The organism is Microbispora sp. NPDC004025 (assembly GCF_053604425.1).
This window is the reverse complement of the sequence record NZ_JBSGHN010000003.1, coordinates 1-21,644: the sequence shown is the minus strand read 5'-3', so window position 1 is coordinate 21,644 and position 21,644 is coordinate 1. Positions and strand designations below refer to the sequence as shown.

The following is a 21,644-nucleotide window of genomic DNA, read 5'->3' as shown; positions in this document are numbered from 1 at the left end:
CGTGGGAAACCGCTGTGCCGTCATCGGCGTGGGCCAGACCCGCTACCAGACCAGACGGCGGGACGTGTCGCTGGCCGGGCTGGTCCGCGAGGCCGCCCTGCGGGCGCTGGAGGACGCGGGCCTGACGTTCGCCGACATCGACGCGGTCGTCATCGGCAAGGCGCCGGACCTGTTCGAGGGCGTGATGATGCCGGAGGCGTACCTCGCCGACGCGCTCGGCGGGGCCGGCAAACCGGTGATGCGCGTGCACACGGCGGGCTCGGTCGGCGGCTCGACCGCGCTGGTCGGCGCGTCGCTCGTGCAGGGCGGCGTGCACGGGCGGGTGCTGGTCGTCGCCTTCGAGAAGCAGTCGGAGTCGAACGCCACCTGGGCCCTGTCCACGCACCTGCCCTTCAACGCCTCCCTGGTCGTGGGCGCGGGCGGCTACTTCGCGCCGCACATCAGGGAGTACATGCGCAGGTCGGGCGCGCCGGACCACGTCGGCACGCTGGTCGCGGTCAAGGACCGGCTGAACGCGCTGAAGAACCCCTACGCCCACCTGCGCATTCCCGGCATCAACCGGGAGATGGTCGAGTCGACCCCCATGCTGTGGGAGCCGATCCGCTACCTGGAGACCTGCCCGTCGTCCGACGGCGCCTGCGCGATCGTGCTCGCGGCCGAGGACAAGGTGACCGGCACGCCCGCCTGGATCCACGGCACCGCGATGCGTTCGGAACCGATCATGGTGGCCGGCCGCGACGTCGTCAGCCCGCGCGCGGGCCGTGACTGCTCCGCCGACGTCTACCGCCAGGCCGGCGTCACCGACCCGCGCCGGGAGATCGACGTCGCCGAGGTGTACGTGCCGTTCTCCTGGTACGAGCCGATGTGGCTGGAGAACCTCGGCTTCGCCGCCGAGGGGGAGGGCTGGAAGCTCACCGAGGCCGGCTGCACGGCGCTCGACGGCGACACCCCGTGGAACGCCTCCGGCGGCGTGCTGTCGTCCAACCCGATCGGCGCCTCCGGCCTCATCCGGTTCGCCGAGGCGGCGCTCCAGGTGCGGGGCATGGCGGGGGAGCACCAGGTCGAGGGGGCGCGGCTCGCGCTCGGCCACGCGTACGGCGGAGGCGCGCAGTTCTTCGCGATGTGGATCGTCGGCAGCAGTAAACCCTGAGCGCGGGAGGTCCGCCGGATGGAGTTCAACCACGCCGATCTTTTCGAGGGGCTCGCCGACGCCATCGGGGACCGCGTCGCGGTGATCTGCGGCGACGACCGCCCTACGTACGCCGAGCTCGACGCCCACGCCAACCGGCTGGCCCACCACCTGGCCGCGCACGGCGTCGGCCACGGCAAGCACGTGGGCATGCAGCTCTACAACGGGGTGGAGTACGTCGCGGCCCTGCTGGCGACGCTGAAGCTGCGGGCCGTCCCGGTCAACGTCAACTACCGGTACGTCGAGTCGGAGCTGCTCTACCTCTACCGGGACTCCGGCATCGCGGCCCTGCTGTTCGACGTGGAGTTCGGCGACCGGGTCGCGGCCGCGGCCGCGCAGGTCCCCGGGCTGCGCCACCTCGTCGCCGTCGGCGGCCCCACGGCCGTGCCGGGCGCGGTGCCGTACGAGGAGGCGGTGGCGGTGGAGTCCGAGGGCAGGGACTTCCCGCCCCGCTCCGGCGACGACGTGTACGTCATCTACACCGGCGGCACGACCGGCATGCCCAAGGGCGTGATGTGGCGGTCGGAGGACCTGTTCTTCGCCTTCGGCGGCGGCAACCCGTACGGCGATCCGCTGAAGACGCCCGAGGCGGTGATCGAGCAGGCGCGCGGCGCGGCGTCCCCGGTCGTCATGATGACGGGGGCCCCGCTGATGCACGGCGCGGCCCAGATGGGCACCTTCATCGCCTGGTGGATGGGCGGCACGATGGTGCACGTCCGCAGGTTCGACGCGGCCGCCGTGCTACGCGCGATCGAGCGGGAGAAGGTCGTCAGCCTGAACATCACCGGCGACGCGATGGCCCGCCCGCTCGCCGAGGAGATGGCCGCCGGGTCCTACGACCTGTCGTCTCTGTTCGTGCTCAGCTCGACCGGCGCGATCCTCAGCGGCGCCGTGCGCGCGCGGCTGGAGGAGCTGCTGCCGGGCCGGATGATCCTCGACAACTTCGGCTCGACCGAGTCCGGCTACACGGCGTCGGGCGTCGACGGGTCGTCGCCGGAGTCGGGCCTGCGCTACCGGCCCAACGCGGGCGCCGCCGTGGCCGTGCTGGACGAGACGCTGACCCCGGTCGAGCCGGGCTCCGGCCGGATCGGCACGGTGGCCAGGAGCGGCCGGATCGCCTTCGGCTACCACAACGACCCGGACAAGACGGCCCGCACCTTCGTCACCGACGCCCACGGCGTGCGGTGGCTGCTCACCGGCGACCTCGCGACGGTCGAGGAGGACGGCACGCTCCGGTTCTGCGGACGCGGGTCCCAGTGCATCAACACCGGCGGGGAGAAGGTCTTCCCCGAGGAGGTCGAGGCGGTGCTCAAGGGGCATCCCGCCGTGTTCGACGCCGTGGTCACCGGCGTCCCCGACGAACGCTGGGGCTCGCGGGTCGCGGCCGTCGTCCAGCCGTACGGCGGAGCCGCGCCGACGGCGGAGCAGCTCGACGCGCACTGCCGCACCCGGCTGTCGGGCTACAAGGTGCCGCGGGCCTACGCGTTCGTGGAGGAGATCGTCCGCTCCCCGGCGGGCAAGGCCGACTACCGGTGGGCCGGTCAGGTGGCCGCCGCCGCGTCTCGGCCGGTCGCGCGTCCGCCGGAGTAGGCGGCCGCGAGGGCGTGGAAGACCTCCTTCGGCTCCCGCCCGCCGTCCTTCAGCAGCCGGACCACCCCGTAGGAGGCCATGTCGAGGTCCCTGCGCGGGTGCGCGTCGTACGGCAGGCCGTACCCGGCGAAGGTGAACCAGAAGGCGCTGTCCACGCCTTCCTCCTCGAACACGGCGAGCAGTTCGCTCAGGTAGCGGACCTGCTCGCCCTCGTCGCGGGTGAAGTCACCGGTGAGCCGGGGCCGCCTTCGCGACCGGTCCACGATGGCCCAGGCCATGCCGCCGCGTGCGCCCGCCCCTGTGTAGGCGCACGTGCCGAACTCGGTGACCGCGACCGGCTTGCCGTGCCCGAAGAGGGAGCGCAGCCCCTCGCGGTAGGTCGCCGCGTTGCGCTCGTCGCGGTAGGCGTCCACCGCGACGATGTCGAACGGGCTCCAGTCGACCCCCTCCCAGTCTCCCGAGGCGTACGTCACCCGCCCGCCGAAGACCTCACGCGCCGCCCGGGCGGTCTCCGCCAGGAAGGGGTTCAGCAGCGCGGGGATCCCGGCGAAGCTGGCGTACACCTCGGGGTCGCCCTTCGTGAGCCCCGCGATGCGGTCGAAGACGGTGTCCCCGGGGAGGAATCCGGCGGCGAACATGCTCAGCTCGCACCCGGTGACGAGCACCACCTCCGCGCCGCCGCGCCGCACCTCCTCGGCCCGCTCGGCGCAGTCCGCGAAGAACGGCGCGAGCTCCCGCGTGGTCATCTCACAGGGGAAGGGCGCGAACCACACCTCCAGCCCGGCGTCGGCGGCGTGCCGCGCGGCGACGCTGAGCCGTTCCGGGTGGCCGCCGGTGATGCGGACGGCCGTGCAGTGCAGCTCGTCGGCGATGACGCGCATCTCCGCGCGGACCGTCTCGGAGTCGAACGTCTCCCGGCTGATGCGCCCGCCGGGCAGGAAACCGGTGTCGTAGTTGATGCCCCTGCCTCTCATCGCGCGCCCCTCGCCTCCATCCTGACCATCCCCATGATCGGCCCGGAGGCGAACGCGCCCGCGACCAGGAGCCCCACCACGATGGCGGCGATCAGCATCACGTTGGACAGCCAGACCATGGTGGACACCGGCAGCGTGAACGCGCCGATCAGCCGGGCCACGCACTCGGCGAGCAGCACGCCGCCCCAGATGCCGCTGAACAGCCGCACCGCCCGGCGGAACCGGGGCGACCGCTCCGCGAGCCGGTCCCAGGCGGCCTCCCTCTCCGGCGTGCCCCGGGTGACGAACGGGCGCATCCCCGCCGACATCACCGGCTGCCGGGTGAACGCCGAGAGCATGATCGCCAGGCTCAGCACGGCACTGAGGCCGGAATCCTTGGCGATCATCATGCGGGCGTCGCCGGTGACGAAGCTCAGCGCGATGCCGGCCAGGTTGGCCGCCAGCGTCAGCCCGGCGAGCCCGTTCACCGTGCGGTCCTTGACGATGCCGGCGACCACCCGGACGGCCGGGATCGCGCCGCTCACGGCCAGCGCGGCGACCTCGCTCATACCGAACGCGCCGTGCAGCAGGTAGTAGCACGCCATCGGCGTGGCGACGTCGAGCGCCAGCGGCACGAGCAGCCTGCCGAGATTGCCTCTCTGGGGCTGCTCGACTCTCGGCGGTGCGCTCAGGGTCTGCGTCATCGGCTCCTCCAGGTCGTCTCTCCGCACGCATCAAGCGTCTCGAAAGCCGGAGGAGCCGGGCAGATTCAGCGATCCCGATTACGGCAGTACAAATGTCCCGGTAGCCGTCAGAGCTTCCTGGCGCCCTCGGTGGCCAGAGCCGCCACCGCGCCGAGGCCGAGGTAGACGACGCCGCTGCCCTGGTCGAGCCGCCGCCGGGCCCGGGCCGAGGAGCGCAGCCGGCCGGCGAGGACCGAGGCCAGCAGCGCGTACGTGCCGTCGCTGGCCATGCCCAGCGCGACCCACACGGCCCCGAGCACGAGCACCTGCGGCGCCACCGGCCCGCGCGCCGGATCGACGAACTGCGGCAGGAACGCCAGGAAGAACATGGCGGTCTTGGGGTTCAGCACGTTGACCACGAACCCCTCGCCGAACAGCCGGGAGTTCGAGGCCACCGTGACCTCCGCGTCCTCCGTCTCCGGCCGCCGCATGAGCTTGCGGACTCCCAGGTAGACGAGGTAGGCCGCACCGAGGTACTTCACGACGGCGAAGGCCGTGGCCGAGGCGGCGAGCAGCGCGGTGATCCCGAACGCCGCGGCGGCGATGTGCACCAGCGAACCGGCGTGCACGCCGAGCACCGACACCAGCCCCGCCGAACGGCCCTGGGCCACGCTGCGGGTGACGATGTAGAGCACGGCGGGTCCCGGGACCACGAGCAGCGCCAGCGTGGCGGCGGCGAACAGGGCGAGCGTGGGTAGAGTCGGCATGGCTCGGATGGTACGGACACCGCGCCTGTTCAGGCACTCCTATTTACGGCTCCTGCTCAGAGCGTGGTCAGCACGCGGGGGCCGTCCTCGGTGACCGCGATCGTGTGCTCCATGTGGGCGGCCCGGCTGCCGTCCACGCTGTGCAGTGTCCAGCCGTCGCCCGCCGTGCGGTAGCCGTCCCGGCCTCCTGCGATGAACATCGGCTCGATGGCCAGCGCGAGGCCGTGCCGCAGGGGATAGCCCCGGCCGGGCCGGCCGTGGTTCGGCACCGACGGGTCCTCGTGCATGCGGCGGCCGATGCCGTGGCCGCCGAAGTCCCTGGGCATGCCGTACCCGGCCTCCTCGGCGACCGCGCCGATCGCCGCCGAGATGTCCCCGATGCGGTTGCCCACGGTCGCGGCGGCGATCCCGGCCTCCAGGGCCCGGCGCGTGGTGTCGACGAGCTCCAGGTCGCCGGGCCGCGGCGTGCCCACGATGAACGTGACGGCGGCGTCGGCCGTCCAGCCGTCCAGTTCCGCGCCGCAGTCGACGCCGACGACGTCGCCGTCACGCAGCCGGTAGTCCGTCGGGATGCCGTGCACGATCGCGTCGTTGACGGACACGCAGATCACGGCGGGAAACGGGGTCGGCGCGAACCGCGGCCGGTAGCCGAGGAACGGCGAGCTCGCCCCCGCCTCGCGCAACACCGCCCGCGCGGTCTCGTCCAGATCCGTGAGCCGCACCCCGATGGCCGCGGCTTTCCGCACGGCGTCGAGGATGCGGGCCACCACGCGCCCCGCCTCCCGCATCGCGTCCAGCGCGGCGTCGGTCTTGATCTCCACCATGACACTTGCCTTCCCTAGTGGCACCAATAACTATACCGGTATTAGTATCACGGTCATGGTGAGAGTGCCCCTGACCCCCGAGGAACGCCTGCGGGGGGAGCGGTTCGGCGCCCTGCTCCGGCAGGCGCGCGGCGAGCGCAGCATGGTCGAGGTCGCGGCGGCGGCCGGGCTGTCGGCCGAAACGCTGCGCAAGATCGAGACCGGCCGGGCCCCGACCCCGGCCTTCTTCACCGTCGCCGCGCTCGCCGACGCGCTTGGCCTGTCGCTGGACGAGCTGGCCGCCGCCTGCGCCGAGGGCCCGCACGCCGCCGAGCTCCGTCAAGCCGGCTGACGCCCCGGCCGCGCCGTTTCCCAGGAGAGCTCGTACACCAGCGAGGTCGTCCCGCCACCGGTGGGATCGGGCCGCCGTGTGCGCACCCAGAGCCGCGTCGTGCCCCGCACGGGCACGATGTCGACGATGCGCTCGCCGGGGCCACCCGCCGGCAGGGTGGATCTGGTCCAGCCGCCGTCGCGCAGGCTGAGGACATAGGGCGCGCCGGAGGCGGGATGAGCCGCCATCCACACGCCGCCTTCTGGGTCGACACGCACCGCAGTCAGGCCCGTCCTGGTCAGGTCCGTGCCCACCTGCACCCATCGCGTGCGGTTCCAGTGGAGGACGACGGCGCTGCCGCCGTCCGGCCAGTAGGGCCCGGCCGCCCACGCCTGGCCGTCCGGCCGCGCGGCCAGGTCCAGGTCGACCAGGTGAGCGCGTTCGCGGCAGGGCGGACGAGCGGAGCCGATCGCGCACGGGTAGGGCGCGTCCTGCCATGACGCGCCGTTCCAGTGCAGCAATCTGTACCCCCGCTCCCGGCCGACGATCCACACGTCGTCCGGGCTCGCGGCGGCGACCGCGATGAGGTCGAACTGCGGGGGCGACGGCTGCCGGCGCCAGGCGCCGTCCCTCCAGCGCAGCACGGTGGAGGGAGCCCCGTCCGGGTCCATGCCGGTGATCAACCAGGCGCCGCCCCGCGCGTCGACGGAGATGTCGACCACTCCGTTCCACGTCGCGTCGCGGGAGAGCAGGCGTGTCCAGCGCCCGCCGGAAAACCGCCACAGATGCTCTGTCACGGTGTCGTACTTGCCGGGGACGCTCAAGGCCGCCCAGATCGTCTGCCCGGACGGAGATCCACCGACCTCCAGCCCCCAGGCCTTGCCGAACTGCGCGGGCAGGCCGGCGCGTCTCCAGGAGGTCCCGTCCCACCGCAGCATCGACCAGCCGGGGCCCGGCCTCTTCCTGACGAACAGCGACACTCCGCCGTCCGCCGCGTAGACCATCGACACCGGAAAGTCCTCGGGTTCCCTGGCCGCGTACCTCAGGGTCCACCGCGAGGACGTTTCGACGGCGTGGCCGGCCGTCCGCTCGGCGCCGTACCGGGCCGTGTCCGCGATCAGCGTGGACGCGCACACGAGGACCAGCGCGGCGAGTGCTCCCATACTGGTACGCACCCGGACATGATCGCATGAGGGCCGGAACCCGTCCCGGGAACCGTCCGCTCTGAATCTTTCACCGGTCCGCACGGGCGGCGGCCTCCGCGCCCCGGCCGCCGTCGCGGGTGTTGACCGAGGTGAGCGGGGACGGGCCGGCACGCGCCCGGCCGGCCACGGCGCGGGCGGGCCGCCGCAATTCCTGTACAGCGGGCGAGGCAGACCTGACGCTGGGAGCGTCGCCGGCGATCAGTCGCAGCCGGCCCGGACGGTGTGGTCAGCTCACCATGGAGGTGCCGGATGCGATTCCCCCACGGCCGGTTGCGTCGCGCGGCCGTCCTCGCGGCCGCGATGGTCGCGGCTGCCGCCACGACCGGGCTCGTCACGGGCACGGCCGACGCCGCGGTCTCCTGCGAGGTCACGTACGCGACCACGCAGTGGGGAGAGGACGGGGGCGGCTTCACGGCCAGTGTGGACGTCGCCAACACCGGTGACCACATCGCGGGCTGGACGCTGACGTTCACCTTCCCCGGCTCGCAGCGGCTCACCTACGGCTGGTCGGCGCAGTGGGCGCAGACCGGCCACCTGGTCGCCGCCTCGGTCCCGGCGGGCTCGATCTCGCCCGGCGCGTCGGCCGCCGTCGGGTTCGCCGGCACCTGGCGCGGGAGCAATCCGCGGCCCACGGACTTCGCCGTCAACGGCGTGCCGTGCGTGGCCGGCCCGTCGCCCAGCCCGGCCCCCACCCCCGTCCCGTCGCCGAGCCCGAGCGCCACGCCGAGCGTCGTCGTCTCGCCCGCGGACATCGTCGTGCCCGAAGGCGGCTCGGCGCTCATCCACGTGCGGCTCAGCCAGAAGCCGTCGTACGGCTGGGTGACCGTCGACAGCGAGCGGCTGCTCGGCGATCCGGACCTGTCCATCGGCCCCCGGCTGCTCTTCCCCGCCGACCAGTGGAGCACCTGGCAGTCCCTCACCGTCTTCGCGGCGGAGGACGACGACGCGACGGACGGCAGCGCCACGTTCCTGTCCCGGATCAGTCAGCTGCCGGGCAGCGGCGTCGCCCTGTGGACCGCCAGGGAGCTGGACAACGACGTCGCCACACCGTCGCCCGCACCGAGCCCGAGCTGAACGGAGTCGTCAGCGGGCGGCCTCAGAAGTAGCGAGGGAAGAGGTCGGTGGTCGGCCAGCTCGTCACCTTCCCGATCTCCGCGTTGACGAGCGGACTGAGCACGTCGAAGTCGGGCGAGCCGGTCTCCTCGCGGCGGTTGAACAGCGCGGCGTAGCTGAAGCCGTTCTGCAGGCGGGCGGTGTAGGTGTAGGTCCCGGGCAGCGAGCCGTCGTGCCAGGTGTTGACGTGCCCCGTGACCTGGCGGACCCACAGCCCGGCGCCATACCAGGAGCCGTTCTCGTTGACGCCGGTCTCCGGTTTGGCGAGCATCCTGCTGATGGAGGTCGAGTTCAGCACGGTGTTCGGCGCGTCGAGCACCTTCGCGAGGCGCACCAGGTCGACGGCGGAGGCGAGCCACCCGCCGCCGCCGGCGCGGTTGGGCATGCTGAACCCGCCGTACGGCGTGGGCACGATCGTGCCCGAGGCGTCGGTGACGGTCTTGCTCGTGTACCGCGACTCGTAGAGGACCTCGCCGGGCGCGGCCTCCGACCGGAGCGTACGGCCCAGGCCGAGCCGGGTGATCCCCAGCGGCGCGAGGATCTTCTGCTTGACGTAGGCCTCATAGCTCATGCCCGAGACCTTCTCGACGATGCGGCCGAGCAGCATGTAGCCGTAGTTGCTGTAGGCGTACCGCGTGCCGGGTTCGAAGTCGAGCGGCCGGGCGCAGGCGTAGGTGATGATGTGGTCCTGGCTGATCGGCAGCGGGACGCCGAGCGCGGCCGCGATCGCGTGGTCCATGTACAGGTAGTCGCCCGAGACGTCGCGGTCCCAGCCACCGGTGTGCTGCAACAGCCGCCATACGGTCACCTTCGCCAGCCGGGGGTCGGCCGTGGTGGACAGGCCGAGGAGCGTCGCGACCGAGGCGGTCAGACTGAGCTTGCCGTCCTGGACGAGCCGCATGATCGCGATGGCGGTGATGTGCTTGCTCAGGCTCGCGATCCGGAACAGCGACGTCGGCGACACCGCGGGGATGGCCCGGCTGCCGTCGGAGTAGCGGTAACCCCTGGCGAGCACCAGCTTGCCGTTCTTGGAGATGGCGAGCTGCGCGCAGGTGATCCCACGATCCTTGACGTAGGTCTTCATCAGCGTGTCGAAGCCGGCGAGCGCGGTGGGCGCCACCCCGGTGGTCTCCACGACGGGAAGAGGGCGCGCCTGGACACCGAACGCGAGGGCGGGCACCGTGAGGGCGCCCATCTGGAGGAAGCCCCTCCTGCTCAGACCTTCCTGGTCGCCAGATATGGACGTGTACAGCGACGTTTTCCGCATGTCCAATTTCTAGTGGATCTTTGACTCGCGGCGCAGACAATTCACGCGATAGCCAGCAAAGCGGCGACCAGGGCCGCGGTGGCGGGCGGGTCGGGCGGCTCGCCGTACGTCGCGGCGTAGACCCGGCGAGTCGAGCCCGGCAGTTCGTGGACCCGCACGTCCGGATGGCGATGGGCCGACAGCGCCAGCCGGGGGAGGACCGTCACGCCCAGACCGGCCGCGACCATGGCCTGGACGGCCACGTAGTCGTCGGTGGTGAACGAGACGCGCGGCTCGAAGCCCGCCTGCGCGCACAGCGCGAGCAGGTGGGCCCGGCACCGCTCGCAGCCCGCGATCCACGGCCCGTCCGCGTACGCCGCCAGGTCACCCGCGCCGTCGTGCGCGGCCGGGGTGACGAGGAGACTCGGGTCGTCGAGCAGGTGGACCAGCCGGACGCCGTCGTCCTTGGTGTCGTCGTCGGTGTCATCGTCGGTGCCATCGTCCGGGCCGCTCTCGCCGTACCGGAAGACCACGGCCGCGTCGACCCGGCCCGCCCGCAGCAGCCGCAGCGCCTCGGGCGGCTCGGCCTCCATCAGCCGCAGATCCAGTCCTGGGTGGTCGTCGGCGAGCCGCGCGGCGGCGGCCGGGACGAACGTGCCGAGGGACGAGGGGAACGCGGCCAGCCGTACGCGCCCGGCCCGCAGCCCGACGTGCGCGGACAGCTCCGCGGACGCCGCCTCCAGCCGGCCGAGGATCTCCGCGCCGCGCTCGGCGAGCAGGCGGCCGGCCTCGGTGAGGCGGATGCCGCGGCCCACCCGCTGCACCAGCTTCGCGCCCGTCTCCGCCTCCAGCCGGGCCAGGTGGTGGCTCACCGAGGGCTGCGAGTAGTGCAGCTCCCGCGCCGCCGCGGTCACCGTGCCGGTCCGGGCCACGGCCACGAGAACCCGCAGTCGTACGACGTCAAGCGGCATTCATCGATCCCGTCTATGGATTCGCCTGGAAACTTCAGTTGGACCTATTGTCGGGCCCCGGGCCAGGCTGGGGCCATGACGAACATCCGCGACATCCTGGACGCCCGGCGGCTCATCGCCCCTCACCTGCCCGAGACTCCCATATGGTCCTATCCCGTGCTCGACGCGGCCGTCGGCGCCGAGGTCCACGTCAAGCACGAGAACGTCCAGCCGACGGGGGCGTTCAAGGTCCGCGGCGGCATCGCGCTGCTGGCCCGCATGGCCGACCGCGCCCGGGGCGTCGTCGCGTACTCGACCGGCAACCACGCGCAATCCATCGCGTACGCCTGCCGCCTGTACGGCGTGCCCTGCGCGATCCTGATGCCGGAGAACCCGAACCCCGCCAAGGTCGCGGCGGTCGAGGCGCTCGGGGCGGCGATCGAGGTCCGGGGTGCGACGATGGTGGAGACCGGGGAGCACGCGAGGGTCTTCGCCGCCGAGACCGGGCGCAGGCTGATCAGCCCGGCCGACGAGCCGGACATCCTGGCGGGGGTGGGCACGCTCTACGTCGAGATGTTCACCGCCCGGCCGGATCTGGAGGCGGTGTTCGTGCCCGTGGGCAGCGGCAGCGGGGCCGCCGCCGCGTGCATCGCCGCCGCCGCGCTCGCGCCGGGCTGCCGGGTGATCGCCGTCCAGTCGGCCCAGGCCCCGGCCGCGTACGACTCCTGGCGGTTGGGGGAGCTCGTGACCCGGCCCGTGAAGACCGTCGTGGAGGGGCTCGCGACCGGTTCGGCGTTCGCGACCCCGCAGGCCGTGATGCGGGACGGGCTGGCCGACTTCGTCCTGGTGGACGACGAGGACATCCTGCGCGCCCAGCGCCTGCTGCTCACCGAGGCCCACACCCTGGCCGAAGGCGCGGGGGCCGCCGCCCTCGCGGGGCTGCTGGCCCGGCGCGAGGAGTTCGCCGGGCGGAGGGTCGCCGTCGTCTGCACGGGCGGCAACGCCGGCCCGGCCGAACTGTCCCGCCTCCTCGCCGAATAGACGACCGACCGGTCGGTCATATAGTTTGGACGGGTGACACAAGACGGCCGGCGGCTGCGCGGGTTGCGCAGCCGCGAGACGATTCTCCGGCAGGCGGTGGAGCTGGCCTCCGTCGAAGGGCTGGACGGGCTCTCCCTCGGACGGCTGGCGACGGCGACCGGCGTCAGCAAGTCCGGGCTCTTCGCCCACTGGCGGGACAAGGAACAACTGCAGCTCGACGCCGTGGAGTGGGCCGCCCGGCAGTGGACCGAGCAGGTTGTGGGCCCCGCGCTGCGCGCCCCCGCGGGCGTACGGCGCCTGTTCGCGCTGCACGAGGCGAGGCTGGCCTTCTACGGCACCGGTGTGCTGCCCGGCGGGTGCTTCTTCTTGGCCGTGCAGGCCGAGTTCGACGACCGCCCCGGGACCGTCCGCGACCGGCTCGCGCGGGCCATGCACGAGTGGCAGGGGCTGATCCGCCGGCTGGTCGCGGAGGCCGTGACGCTGGGTGAGGTGGACGGCGGCGTCGATCCGGCCCAGCTGGCCTACGAAATCGACGCGCTCGGCGAGATGGTGATCATCCACTCCCGGTTGTACGACGGGGCGCAGGCCCTCGTCCACGCCCGCCGTGGCGTGCTGCAGCGCCTGCGTGCGCTCTGTTCCGACCCCGCGCTTCTCCCGGAGGACTGACATGACCGCAGATGGCGTCCACGAACCCGTCCAGGTGTATTTCGACGACCTCGACGCGATGGGGCTGCTGCACAACTCGCGCTACGCCGTGCTCGTCGAACGGGCCATCGGCGCGTACTGGCACCGGCTCGGCTGGGCGCCCGACCCCGCCCGGTCGGCGTTCCCCGACGTGCTCATGGCCGTACGCGAGTTCAAGGTGACCTACCACGCGCCCATCGCGGAGCCGGGCGAGCGGCTGGTGCACTTCTGGCTGGAGCGGATGGGACGCACCAGCGGGGTGTACGGCTTCCGCGTGCTGTCCGCGGACCGCGTCACGGACCAAGCCACGGAGCAGGCCAGGGAGCAAGCCACGGTGCACGCCGAGGGCTACCGCGTCAACGTCAACCTGGATCCGGCCACCTTCCGGCCGGCGCCGTTCAGCGACGAGATCCGCGTCGCCGCCGCGCCTCTGCTGCGGACGGCGCCCGCGGTGCTCGCGGAGGCGGCGCCGTGCTGAGGTCGCGCTGGATCGCCGGGCCCGACGCGGAGCGGCCGGGACCACTGGTGGCCACGCTGACGGACTTCCGGATGGACCGGATGCTCGACCTGCCCGGCATCGCGCGGCGCGGCCTGTCGCTGAGCCGCCTGTGGTCGTCGCTGCCCGGCGCGGTCGGCATGTGGTTGTGGGCGGACCTCCCCGGCCGCCGGGTCGGTTCGCTGTCGGTGTGGCGCGCCGAAAGCGACCTGCGGGAGTTCGTCCGGCTGCGCGCGCACGTCGAGATCATGCGCGAGTACCGGCATCGGGGCACGCTCCGCTCCCGCACCTGGCAGGTCGGCGAACTGGACAGAGCCGCCCTGTGGCACGCCGCGACCGCGCCGTCCGCCTGAGCGGGGCGATCAGGGGCCGAGGTCGTCGCGGGTGGCCTCCTCGACCTCGTGCAGGCTCTGCCGGGTGAGTTCGAGCTCGGAGGTCAGGTCGTCGAGCGCCCGAGCGCCGCCGCCCGCGCCGTCGGCGGTCGCGGTCATGGCGGAGATCTCGACGGCCCGGGCGACCAGGCCCTCCAGGCTGATGGCGCCCGACTGCAGCCGGGCCAGCACCCGCTCCCGGGCGCCCGACAACCGGTCGTACACCTCGCGCTGGGCGTCCAGGGCGGCGATCGACCGGTCGAGCTCGCCCGCGACCTCCTGCCGGGCCGTCCGCCGGGCCTGCGTCAGCCGTGCGCGCTCCTGCTCCAGGAACCGGGGATCGAGACGGGCCAGCGCGGAGCCGGTGACGGTGGCGTGCCCGGCCAGCCGGCGCAGGGTCGCGACGGTGTCGTCCACCTGCGGGCGCATGGCCGCGATCCGGTCGAGCAGGAGCTGCCCGCGCATCGAGGCGGACAGGTCGGCGAAGGACGCGGCGGCCTGCTCCGCCCGCCGCAGCCACGCCTCCTCCACGCTGCCGCGCGCGACCGGCGGGGACTGCGGCTCCGTACGGCTCTCGCCCCCCGCGGACTGCCATGCGGAGGCGAACGCCTTGATGAGCAGCACCCCCACCCCGGCGACGGCCACGCCCGCCGGAGGGAGGTCGACGGCCCAGGCCGCGCCGGCGGCCGTGGCGCCCAGGAGCAGCGCCCAGGGGTCGCGCAGTTCGTCGGTGAAGCGGGACACAGGCAGGGGCTCCCGGTCAGAAGTTGGAGATCACGGCGGTGAACACCTCGTCGATGCTCCCCGGCTTGCGCGAATCGTAGGCCGCCGCGTCGGTGGTCTGCGAGATCTTCCGCAGGACGCCGAGGTCGGCGTCGGCGCCGTACGCGATGGTGAACATCCGCACGGTCTCCTGCCCCGCCTCCTTGCGCAGTTCGGGCAGCAGGTTCTCGAGCGAGATGGAGTTGTTGTCCTCGTTTTTGCCGTCCGTCAGGAACACGACCGCGTTGATCGCGTCGCCGCTCTGGTGCCGCATCACGTGCTGGTACGACGCGAGGGCCGTGTCGTAGAGCCCCGTGCCGCCGCTGGGAATCAGGCCGTTGATGCGGTTCTTGAGGCGCGACTGGTTGTTCGTCCCCAGAGGAACGAGCTCGCGGTAGTCCTTGTCGCCGTCCTGCTTGAGGCTGAACAGCCACAGGCCCACGCGGTCGTTCGGGCCGAACTGCGGCAGGGCGTTGATCGCGGCCTGCTTGGCGAGGTCGAGCTTGGTCTTGCCGGTGCCCGCGACGTCGGCGCCCATCGAGCCCGAGACGTCCATCACCATCAGCACGTTGGCGGGCTTGCGCAGCTCGGCCCAGCTGGCGAGGATCCGGTCGAGCACCTGCGGAGTCGGCGTGCTGAGAGTGGTGGCCGGCTGCTTGGGGTCGAGGCCGTTGGCGGTCGTGACGAGGCCGCCTGGCTTGCCGTCGAAGGACCGGAAGGCGTACTTCTCGAACTCCTGCTGCCGCTCGGGCGCCTGGAGGTACTTCAGGAAGTCCGCCGCCGCGGCCTTCTTGGCGGCGTCCGCCCAGGACAGCACGGCGTACGGGTGGTCGGAGAAGAGCGTGCCCTCCTTGGGATAGATCGCCACCAGCGGGACCTTCGGCTTGGCGTGGTCCCCGAGCGTCTCGGGGTCGCCCGTCGGGTTGCCCTGGTTGTAGTCCCAGACCGACTTCTCCTCCACCGTCACGGCGGAGATGTACGACATGGCCGTCCCGGAGTCGTCGGCGTGCTGGAGGTTGGACAGGAAGGTCAGCGTGGTGTCGCCGTAGTGGACGATGGACCGCTCGACACCCTTGACGAAGTCACGCGTCTTCGCCGCGGCGACGTCCCGTTCCGTCAGGTCGCCCGACAGCCCGGTGGCCGCGAAGTACGCCCCGACGGTCGCGTTCAGGCCCGACGTGGAGAAGTTCGGGTTCGTCTTGCCGAGACGGAACTGCCCCCATTCCGGGTGGTCGTACTTCGCCCAGCCCTTCGGGTCGTTGGCCAGGTCCAGGATGTCGGACCAGCCGATCTTCTTCGACGGCCAGCCGAGCGCCTGTGCCATCGGCTTGGGCATCGCGATGACCAGCGGAGACGTGGCGATCGTCGGGTTTTCCGCGGACACCGGGGACGCCTGGTCGCCGCCCTCGACGCGCTGCCGCAGGAGGGTGATCCAGCCGGCGCTCGCCGGCGTCCACACGTCCGGCTTCGGGCCGTCCTGCCGCTCGTCCCAGCCGCGCGCCAGGGCCTGCATCGCCCCGCCGGACGCCTTGGAGTTCACGACCACGTCCACACACTGCCCGTCCACCTTGTGGCCGTTGTAGCCGTTGGCCATCGTGCGCAGCAGCTCGGCCTTCTCACTGGAGGCGGCGACGGTCAGCGTGATCCCGCCGTCGTCGCAGGCGCGCCTGGTCGCGTTCCCGTCCTTGTCGTCACCGGCGTTCCCGCCGCCCGACACCCCGCCGAACAGCAGCTTCAACCCGACGATGAGCGCTCCCGCGAAGACGACCGCGACGATGAACGGAGCCACGCTGCGACGGCGCTTCTGCTGCGGTGGGGGGTACACGATCTCCTCCATTGCTCCGGGATGCCTGCATTCATCCCGACGAACGGCGGATCACGTTAGTTGCCGATCATCTCGTCTCGCTAACGCATCAGCCCCGTTCCCACGCCATCCACAGATTCCGATAATCCTCCGTGACGACTCGAACACAATAAGTAAAGTTCGCCTCGTGCCGAAGCTCATCCATCAGCAGACCGTCGATTTCTTCCACGACCGGCCCGGTGCCGCCGTGGAGCTGCTGCGCGCGGTCGGCGGCATCGACCCGCCCCAGTTCGCCATGGCCACGGCAGAGGCGGTGGACGCCACACAACTGACTCCCGTGGAGTACCGCGCGGACGCGGTCGTGGTGCTCCGCGACGGCGCGGGAAAGGCCCGCCTGGCGGTGATCGTCGAGGTGCAGTCGCGTCGCGACGCGCGCAAACGCTTCAGCTGGCCCGTGTACGCCGCCGCGCTGCGTGCCCGGCTGAAGTGTGACACCGCCCTGCTGGTGATCTGCCTGAACCGGGCGGTGGGCCGCTGGTGCGAGCGGCCCATCTCCATGGGCCCGAGTGGGACCGTCACCCCGGTGGCGATCCATCCGGGCCGGCTGCCTCTGGTCACCGACCCGGACGAAGCGCGAAGGCATCCCGTGCTGGCCGTGCTGTCGGTGGCGATGAACGGCGACCACCCCGACATCGACAAGGGGCTGCAGGCGATGCTGGAAGGTCTGAAGGAGGTGGGCGGGGAGGGCGTCCAGCTATATTTGAACTACGTGTTCGGCCGGATACCTGCTGTAGCGGGCGAGCGACTGAAGGAGCTCTTGATGACAGCGTCAGCCGACTACGAGAAGGTCATCGGTGACCGTTATTTCTCCGAGTGGGTGAACAAGGGCCTGGAACAAGGTCTGGAACGGGGGCGCATCGAGGGTCGTCAAGAGGGCCGGGAAGAGGGCCGCGCGGAGGGCGAGATCGAGGCGATCCTCGCCGTGCTCGACGCCCGTGGCCTGGACATCCCTTCCGAAGCGCGTGAGCGGATCAGTCGATGCTCCGACCTGCACTTGCTGGAGAAATGGATCCGCCGGGCGGCCACGGCGAAATCCGTGGACGACCTCTTCTCCTGAGGCCCCTGGCCCTGCGGCGGATGGGGGGTCTTGGGGGTCGCCGGGCGGGCTCGGTGCTCGCGCGACCGGTGTCCTGTCCCCGTGGATCCCGGCCCTGTGGATCCCGGCCCTGTGGATCCCGGCCCTTCTCACCGCGCCCGGTCAGGGCGAGATGCGGCGGTGGACGAGTTCGGCGAGGGTGGCGTGGACGTCCTCGACCGGCTGGTCGGGGCGCAGGGCACGGCGTTCGATGGCGACGGTGAGCACCATGCCGAAGACGGCCGTCGCGGCGGTGCCGGTGTCGAACCCCGGGCGCAGCTCGCCGGCCTCGACCGCGTCCGTGAGAACGCGCTCGTACGCCGCGAGCACGCTCGTACGCAGCCGCAGGACGGCGTCCTGCCACGCCGCCCGCCACAACTCGGCCAGCAGCACCCGGGCGAAGGGCCCGTACTCGTCGAAGAAGCGGAGCTGGGCGAGCATGAGCGCGTCGAGCATGGCGACCGGCGAGGCGGCGGGGCCGCGCGCGGCCTCGGCGAGGGCGTCGGCGAGCCGCTCGATCCCGTGGTCGAGCAGCCCGGCGAACAGCGCTTCCTTGCTGCCGAAGTTGTAGAAGACGGTGCCCTTGGCCACCCCGGCGCGTTCGGCGATCGCGTCGACGGTCGTGGCCGCGAAGCCCTGCTCGGCGATGAGGTCGGCCGCGGCACGGTACAGCCGCTGCCGCGTCTCGGCCCGCCTGCCGCCCTGTTCCTTCGCCGGGCCGTCCGTCGGGCCGTCCGTTGGGCGGCTCACAGCGACAGCTCCGGCTTGAGACGGCGCATCGACCAGGTACGGCCGCGGCGGACGGCGAGCACGGTGAGCGCGAGACCGAGGGCGACGAACAGGGACAGCACGCCGCAAGCCTGCCACACCACGGTGGTGTCGCCGCCGCTGATGAGCCGGCGCATCGCCGACACCACCCAGCTCATCGGCAACCACGGCGAGATCGCCTGGAAGAAGCCGGGAGAGGTCTCGATGGGGTAGGTGCCCGCCGACGAGGTGAGCTGCAGCATGAGCAGTGCCAGCACCGCGACCCGTCCGGGCGGCCCGAGCAGCGCGTTGACCGCCTGCACGATCGCGAGGAACGCCGCCGTCACGAGCACGAGGAACGCCGCCACGCCCGGCCAGCTGCCGGCCCGCAGCCCGAGCCCGAAGCGCAGCACGGCGAGCAGCACCGCCACCTGGAGCGTGCCCATCGCGAGACCCGGCAGCCAGCCCGCGAGCGCCGTGCGCCAGGCCGGCGCCGACCCGGCGAGCAGCCGCGGGTTGAGCGGCCGCAGCACCATGTACGTCACCATCGCGCCGACCCACAGCGCCAGCGGCACGAAGAACGGCGCGAAGCCGGTCCCATAGTTCGGCACCTCGTTGTCCACCGTGGTGGCGAGCCGGACGGGGTCGCTCATCATGTCCGTACGGCTGGCGCGTTCCCCGGCCCCGTAGTCGGGGATCCGGCCGGCCCCGTCGCCGAGCTCACCGGCCAGCTCGCCCGAGCCGTCGGTCAGCTTGACCAGCCCGGAGTCGAGCTTCCCGGCCCCCCGCCGCAGCGCGCCGATGCCGTTGTCGAGCTTGCCCGCTCCGGAGGCGAGTGAGGCGAGGCCCGTGGTGAGGCTGCCCGCTCCGTCGTCGAGTCTGGCCAGGCCGGTGGACAGTCCGCGCGCGCCCGCGTTCAGCGTGCCGAGGCCCGTGGACAGCGAGGAGGCCCCGCTCAGAGCCTTGCCGGTGCCGTCGTGCAGGTCGGACGCTCCGTCGGCCAGTCGCCTGAGACCCTTGTCCAGCTCGTTGAACTTGTCGCGGGCGTCGTCCAGGGCGGTGCCGAGGCCGGGTGCGGCGGCGGCCAGCTCGCGGGCGTCGTCCGCCACCGTCCGCGCCGTACGGGCGAGGTCGTCACGCCTGCCCTGCTGGGCGCCGAGGCGGTCCTGCAGCCGTCCGGCGGCCGACGCGAGGTCGCCGGCCGACCCCGCGGCGCGTTCCACCAGCGTGCGCAGCTCGGGGTCGGCGTCGGGATGGGTGTCCAGCCAGCGTTCGACGGCACGCAGGTCCTGCCGGGCCGTGCCGGCCGAGCTCCGCACCTCCCGGGGCAGGCCGTCGAGCGCGTCCGCGAAGCCGTCGGCGCCCTCCGCCAGGGTGAGCGCGGCCCGCCGGATGCGGTCGCCGTTCCGCTTCAGCACGGGGACGTAGGTGTCGGCCGCGCGGTCGACGGTCGGAGACAGGGCGTGCACCTGGCGGTAGGCCTCGCGGTTGCCCTCTGCCAGCTTGGCCGCCCCCTTGTCGAGCGCGGACAGGCCCTCGCGGAGGTCGGCCGCGCCGGAGGCCGCCTTCGCCAGGCCGGCGGACAAGGTGGCCGAGCCGGTCCTGGCCTGGTGCAGCCCGCTCGTCAGCTGTTTCGACCCGCCGTACAGGGCGTCGGCCCCGGATGACAGGCGGTCCGTCGCGTCCTGCGCGGACCCGAGGCCCTGGGCCAGCGAAGCGGCGCCGTCGCTCGCGGTGGCGGCCCCGTCGTGGAGCCGGTCGGCGCCGTCGGCCGCCTGGGTGGTCTTGTCGTGCAGCTCGCCGAAGGACAGGAAGATCTGGTCGAGGTAGTCCTTGACCGCGCTGCGCCCGGCCGCCTGCTTGACCTCGCGGAACACGGCGTCCGAGATCGTTCCCATGATGTAGCTGCGCCCGGTGTCCACCCGTACGCCGAGCCGGGCCGGATGCGGCGTGCCGTCACCGGAGGGCGAGGCGAGGTCGGCGCTGAAGTCGGCCGGAATCGTGAGCGACAGGTAGTAACGCCCCTCGCGGACGCCCCTGTCGGCCTCGGCCGCGCCGACCCGGTGCCAGGCGAAGACCCTGCGCTCCTCCAGTTCGTCGGCGAGTTCGCGGCCGGCGTCCACCGTGCTCGGCCGGTCTCCCGCGGCTCCGGCGACGGTGGCCGGACGGTCCTCCACCACGAGGGCCACCGGTACGCGGCTCAGGTTCGCCTGTGGATCCCAGAACGACCACAGGTAGAGCCCGGCGTACAGCAGGGGCAGCATCACGACGGCGACCAGCGCGGCCCTGGTGAGCCGCGAGCGCATGAACCTGCGCAGTTCGAACCGGCCGGGGAGGAGGGCCCTCATCGGCGTGCCCCTTCCTCGGCATCGTGACGGTCGTCGTCGCGGGGCGCCGCCCCGCAGTCGTCCCCGCGGTCGTCCCCGCGGTCGTCCCCGCGGTCGTGATCGGGGTCGCCGGAGGTGTCCTCGCCCGTGCCGTCCGGGTCCCCGGCCGTCTCGTCGCGGAGCGCGGCCGCCCGCTCGACGGGCAGCGGCAGCAGCGTGGTGGCCACGCCGGCCGCCTCCTCGGCGTCGGTGCAGGCCGCGACGACCGTGAGGCCCTCGTCGGCCAGGCCGCGGAGCGTGTCCCACAACTCGTGGCGCCTGCCTGCGGGAATGCCGATGTCGGCGTCGTCCACGAGGAGCAGGCCCGGCTGGTCGAGCAGCGCGAGCGCCACGCCCAGCCGGACCGCCTGGTCACGGGTGAGCCCCCTGGCCGGCGTCCGATCGCCCTGCGGCAGCGCGCCCGGATCGAGCCCGGCGTGGGTGAGGGCCGCGCGGGCGGCGCCGGGGTGCCGCCTGCGCCACAGGAACCCGTGCGCGCGCAGGCGCTCCTGCAGGTGCTCCCGCACGGACAGGGCGTCGTCGAAGGGGTTCACCTGCGCGAAGAGTCCGAGGGCGGCCACCTGCGCGATCCTGCGAGGCGCCACCAGGCCGCCCACGGTGAGCGTTCCCTCGGTGGGCTTCATCCGCCCCGCGAGGGTGAGCAGCAGGCTCGTACGGCCGCTGCCCGCCTCACCCGCGACGACGGTGAGCGTCCCGGGAGCCGCGTGCAGTGAGACGTGCCGGTAGACCCAGCCGTGACCACCCCGGACGCCCAGTCCCCGCGCCGCCACCTCGACACCCGCGAAGGCGCCGCCGGACGGTGTGGCGGGAGCTCCGGCAGTGGGTGTGGGATCCAAGGGCCGCCGGGCATCCATGTCTGTGCTCCACTCTTTTGCACTGACCAGTCGGTACAAAACAATAGCGCCCAGGATCCCTCGCGCCGCCTCGGCGCGATGTGATGTCACCTACACAGGTGAGGCCGATCGGGCCTCTGGGATGCGCCGCTCCGACGTCGCCGGGCACTCGCGCGGCGCGGGCGTTTCATGAAAATTTCACCGAGGAGACCTCGGCGCTCCGGCTCTCACCTGGCCAAACCGGCGGGCGTCCGGTTCGGGGCGTCACGCGTCCGACACGGAGCATTGACCCGGGTTCCCACGGTCCGTAATTTAAGCCGCGTTCCGGTTCATGGATGTTGTTCACATTCATGAATTGCCCCCCGCGGGATCAGGAGTGGCCTCGCGCCACCGCCTCGGTCAGGGGTCCTGCACGATCTGCGAGGAGCTCGGTTTGAGAAGGAGTACCAGAACCGGATTCGGGGTGATCGGCACCCTCATCGGGGTCGCCGCCCTGGTCGGCGGCGTCTTCACCGGCGTCTCCAACGCGGCGCCCAGCGCGGGCGCCTACCGGA

Annotated in this window: 21 protein-coding genes; 9 read left to right on the top strand and 12 right to left on the bottom strand. The window is 72.5% G+C overall.

Going from position 1 to position 21,644, the window contains the following annotated elements:
- The first annotated feature begins 1 nt into the window (after nt 1).
- Entirely contained in the window at nt 2-1,150 is a 1,149-nt protein-coding gene (locus ACWEQG_RS08290) for a thiolase domain-containing protein (RefSeq protein WP_452282934.1), read from the top strand.
- A gap of 18 nt (nt 1,151-1,168) precedes the next feature.
- Nucleotides 1,169-2,779 (top strand): acyl-CoA synthetase, encoded by a 1,611-nt coding sequence (locus ACWEQG_RS08285; RefSeq protein WP_452282932.1) that lies wholly within the window; start codon nt 1,169-1,171, stop codon nt 2,777-2,779.
- Here ACWEQG_RS08285 and ACWEQG_RS08280 read toward each other — a convergent pair.
- The 4 genes from ACWEQG_RS08280 to map form a co-directional block, all read right to left on the bottom strand.
- The gene (locus ACWEQG_RS08280) at nt 2,731-3,753 is read right to left on the bottom strand and encodes a hypothetical protein (RefSeq protein WP_452282930.1); all 1,023 of its coding nucleotides are present in this window, start codon (nt 3,751-3,753) and stop codon (nt 2,731-2,733) included. The genes ACWEQG_RS08285 and ACWEQG_RS08280 overlap by 49 nt on opposite strands.
- The gene (locus tag ACWEQG_RS08275) at nt 3,750-4,463 is read right to left on the bottom strand and encodes a VC0807 family protein (protein WP_452282928.1); all 714 of its coding nucleotides are present in this window, start codon (nt 4,461-4,463) and stop codon (nt 3,750-3,752) included. The genes ACWEQG_RS08280 and ACWEQG_RS08275 overlap by 4 nt, the downstream gene beginning before the upstream one ends.
- Nucleotides 4,464-4,543: 80 nt before the next feature.
- Complete coding sequence (locus tag ACWEQG_RS08270) at nt 4,544-5,182, bottom strand: LysE family translocator (RefSeq protein WP_452282926.1); 639 nt, start codon at nt 5,180-5,182, stop codon at nt 4,544-4,546.
- Between the two features lie 56 nt (nt 5,183-5,238).
- Nucleotides 5,239-6,006, bottom strand: coding sequence for a type I methionyl aminopeptidase (gene map, locus ACWEQG_RS08265; protein WP_452282924.1), 768 nt, complete (start codon nt 6,004-6,006; stop codon nt 5,239-5,241).
- 55 nt (nt 6,007-6,061) lie between these two features.
- Between map and ACWEQG_RS08260 the strand changes: the two genes are divergently transcribed.
- The gene (locus ACWEQG_RS08260; protein WP_452282922.1) at nt 6,062-6,337 is read left to right on the top strand and encodes a helix-turn-helix domain-containing protein; all 276 of its coding nucleotides are present in this window, start codon (nt 6,062-6,064) and stop codon (nt 6,335-6,337) included.
- On the opposite strand, the gene ACWEQG_RS08255 is transcribed toward ACWEQG_RS08260, so the two are convergent.
- A complete protein-coding gene (locus tag ACWEQG_RS08255; protein ID WP_452282920.1) occupies nt 6,325-7,491 on the bottom strand; it encodes a hypothetical protein in 1,167 nt (388 codons plus the stop codon). The genes ACWEQG_RS08260 and ACWEQG_RS08255 overlap by 13 nt on opposite strands.
- 279 nt (nt 7,492-7,770) lie before the next feature.
- Here ACWEQG_RS08255 and ACWEQG_RS08250 point away from each other — a divergent pair, with 279 nt between their 5' ends.
- Complete coding sequence (locus ACWEQG_RS08250) at nt 7,771-8,595, top strand: cellulose binding domain-containing protein (RefSeq protein WP_452282918.1); 825 nt, start codon at nt 7,771-7,773, stop codon at nt 8,593-8,595.
- 22 nt (nt 8,596-8,617) lie between these two features.
- Here ACWEQG_RS08250 and ACWEQG_RS08245 read toward each other — a convergent pair whose 3' ends face one another.
- Together ACWEQG_RS08245 and ACWEQG_RS08240 are read right to left on the bottom strand one after the other, a co-directional pair.
- The gene (locus tag ACWEQG_RS08245; RefSeq protein WP_452282916.1) at nt 8,618-9,901 is read right to left on the bottom strand and encodes a serine hydrolase domain-containing protein; all 1,284 of its coding nucleotides are present in this window, start codon (nt 9,899-9,901) and stop codon (nt 8,618-8,620) included.
- A 41-nt stretch (nt 9,902-9,942) separates the two neighbouring features.
- Nucleotides 9,943-10,851, bottom strand: a complete 909-nt coding sequence (locus tag ACWEQG_RS08240; RefSeq protein WP_452282914.1) for a LysR family transcriptional regulator — start codon at nt 10,849-10,851, stop codon at nt 9,943-9,945.
- 75 nt (nt 10,852-10,926) lie between these two features.
- Between ACWEQG_RS08240 and ACWEQG_RS08235 the strand changes: the two genes are divergently transcribed.
- Genes ACWEQG_RS08235 through ACWEQG_RS08220 form a run of 4 tightly spaced genes read left to right on the top strand, consistent with a single transcriptional unit; the run spans nt 10,927 to nt 13,404 of the window.
- On the top strand, nt 10,927-11,871 hold the full coding sequence (locus ACWEQG_RS08235; protein WP_452282912.1) for a threonine ammonia-lyase: 945 nt from the start codon (nt 10,927-10,929) through the stop codon (nt 11,869-11,871).
- 33 nt (nt 11,872-11,904) lie between these two features.
- Nucleotides 11,905-12,537, top strand: coding sequence for a TetR/AcrR family transcriptional regulator (locus tag ACWEQG_RS08230; protein ID WP_452282910.1), 633 nt, complete (start codon nt 11,905-11,907; stop codon nt 12,535-12,537).
- Nucleotide 12,538: 1 nt separating this feature from the next.
- A complete protein-coding gene (locus ACWEQG_RS08225; protein WP_452282908.1) occupies nt 12,539-13,033 on the top strand; it encodes an acyl-CoA thioesterase in 495 nt (164 codons plus the stop codon).
- Nucleotides 13,027-13,404: a hypothetical protein gene (locus tag ACWEQG_RS08220; RefSeq protein ID WP_452282906.1), complete on the top strand. Its 378-nt coding sequence runs from the start codon at nt 13,027-13,029 to the stop codon at nt 13,402-13,404. The genes ACWEQG_RS08225 and ACWEQG_RS08220 overlap by 7 nt, the downstream gene beginning before the upstream one ends.
- Nucleotides 13,405-13,413: 9 nt before the next feature.
- On the opposite strand, the gene ACWEQG_RS08215 is transcribed toward ACWEQG_RS08220, so the two are convergent.
- On the bottom strand, nt 13,414-14,166 hold the full coding sequence (locus tag ACWEQG_RS08215) for a hypothetical protein (RefSeq protein ID WP_452282904.1): 753 nt from the start codon (nt 14,164-14,166) through the stop codon (nt 13,414-13,416).
- A 16-nt stretch (nt 14,167-14,182) separates the two neighbouring features.
- Complete coding sequence (locus tag ACWEQG_RS08210) at nt 14,183-16,009, bottom strand: extracellular solute-binding protein (protein ID WP_452282902.1); 1,827 nt, start codon at nt 16,007-16,009, stop codon at nt 14,183-14,185.
- A 166-nt stretch (nt 16,010-16,175) separates the two neighbouring features.
- Here ACWEQG_RS08210 and ACWEQG_RS08205 point away from each other — a divergent pair, with 166 nt between their 5' ends.
- The gene (locus ACWEQG_RS08205) at nt 16,176-17,105 is read left to right on the top strand and encodes a hypothetical protein (RefSeq protein ID WP_452282900.1); all 930 of its coding nucleotides are present in this window, start codon (nt 16,176-16,178) and stop codon (nt 17,103-17,105) included.
- Nucleotides 17,106-17,246: 141 nt separating this feature from the next.
- Here ACWEQG_RS08205 and ACWEQG_RS08200 read toward each other — a convergent pair whose 3' ends face one another.
- Genes ACWEQG_RS08200 through ACWEQG_RS08190 form a run of 3 tightly spaced genes read right to left on the bottom strand, consistent with a single transcriptional unit; the run spans nt 17,247 to nt 21,111 of the window.
- Nucleotides 17,247-17,873: a TetR/AcrR family transcriptional regulator gene (locus tag ACWEQG_RS08200; protein WP_452282898.1), complete on the bottom strand. Its 627-nt coding sequence runs from the start codon at nt 17,871-17,873 to the stop codon at nt 17,247-17,249.
- Entirely contained in the window at nt 17,870-20,218 is a 2,349-nt protein-coding gene (locus tag ACWEQG_RS08195; protein WP_452282896.1) for a YhgE/Pip family protein, read from the bottom strand. The genes ACWEQG_RS08200 and ACWEQG_RS08195 overlap by 4 nt, the downstream gene beginning before the upstream one ends.
- Complete coding sequence (locus ACWEQG_RS08190; RefSeq protein ID WP_452282894.1) at nt 20,215-21,111, bottom strand: ABC transporter ATP-binding protein; 897 nt, start codon at nt 21,109-21,111, stop codon at nt 20,215-20,217. Before ACWEQG_RS08190 ends, ACWEQG_RS08195 begins: the two co-directional genes overlap by 4 nt.
- Nucleotides 21,112-21,644 lie beyond the last annotated feature (533 nt).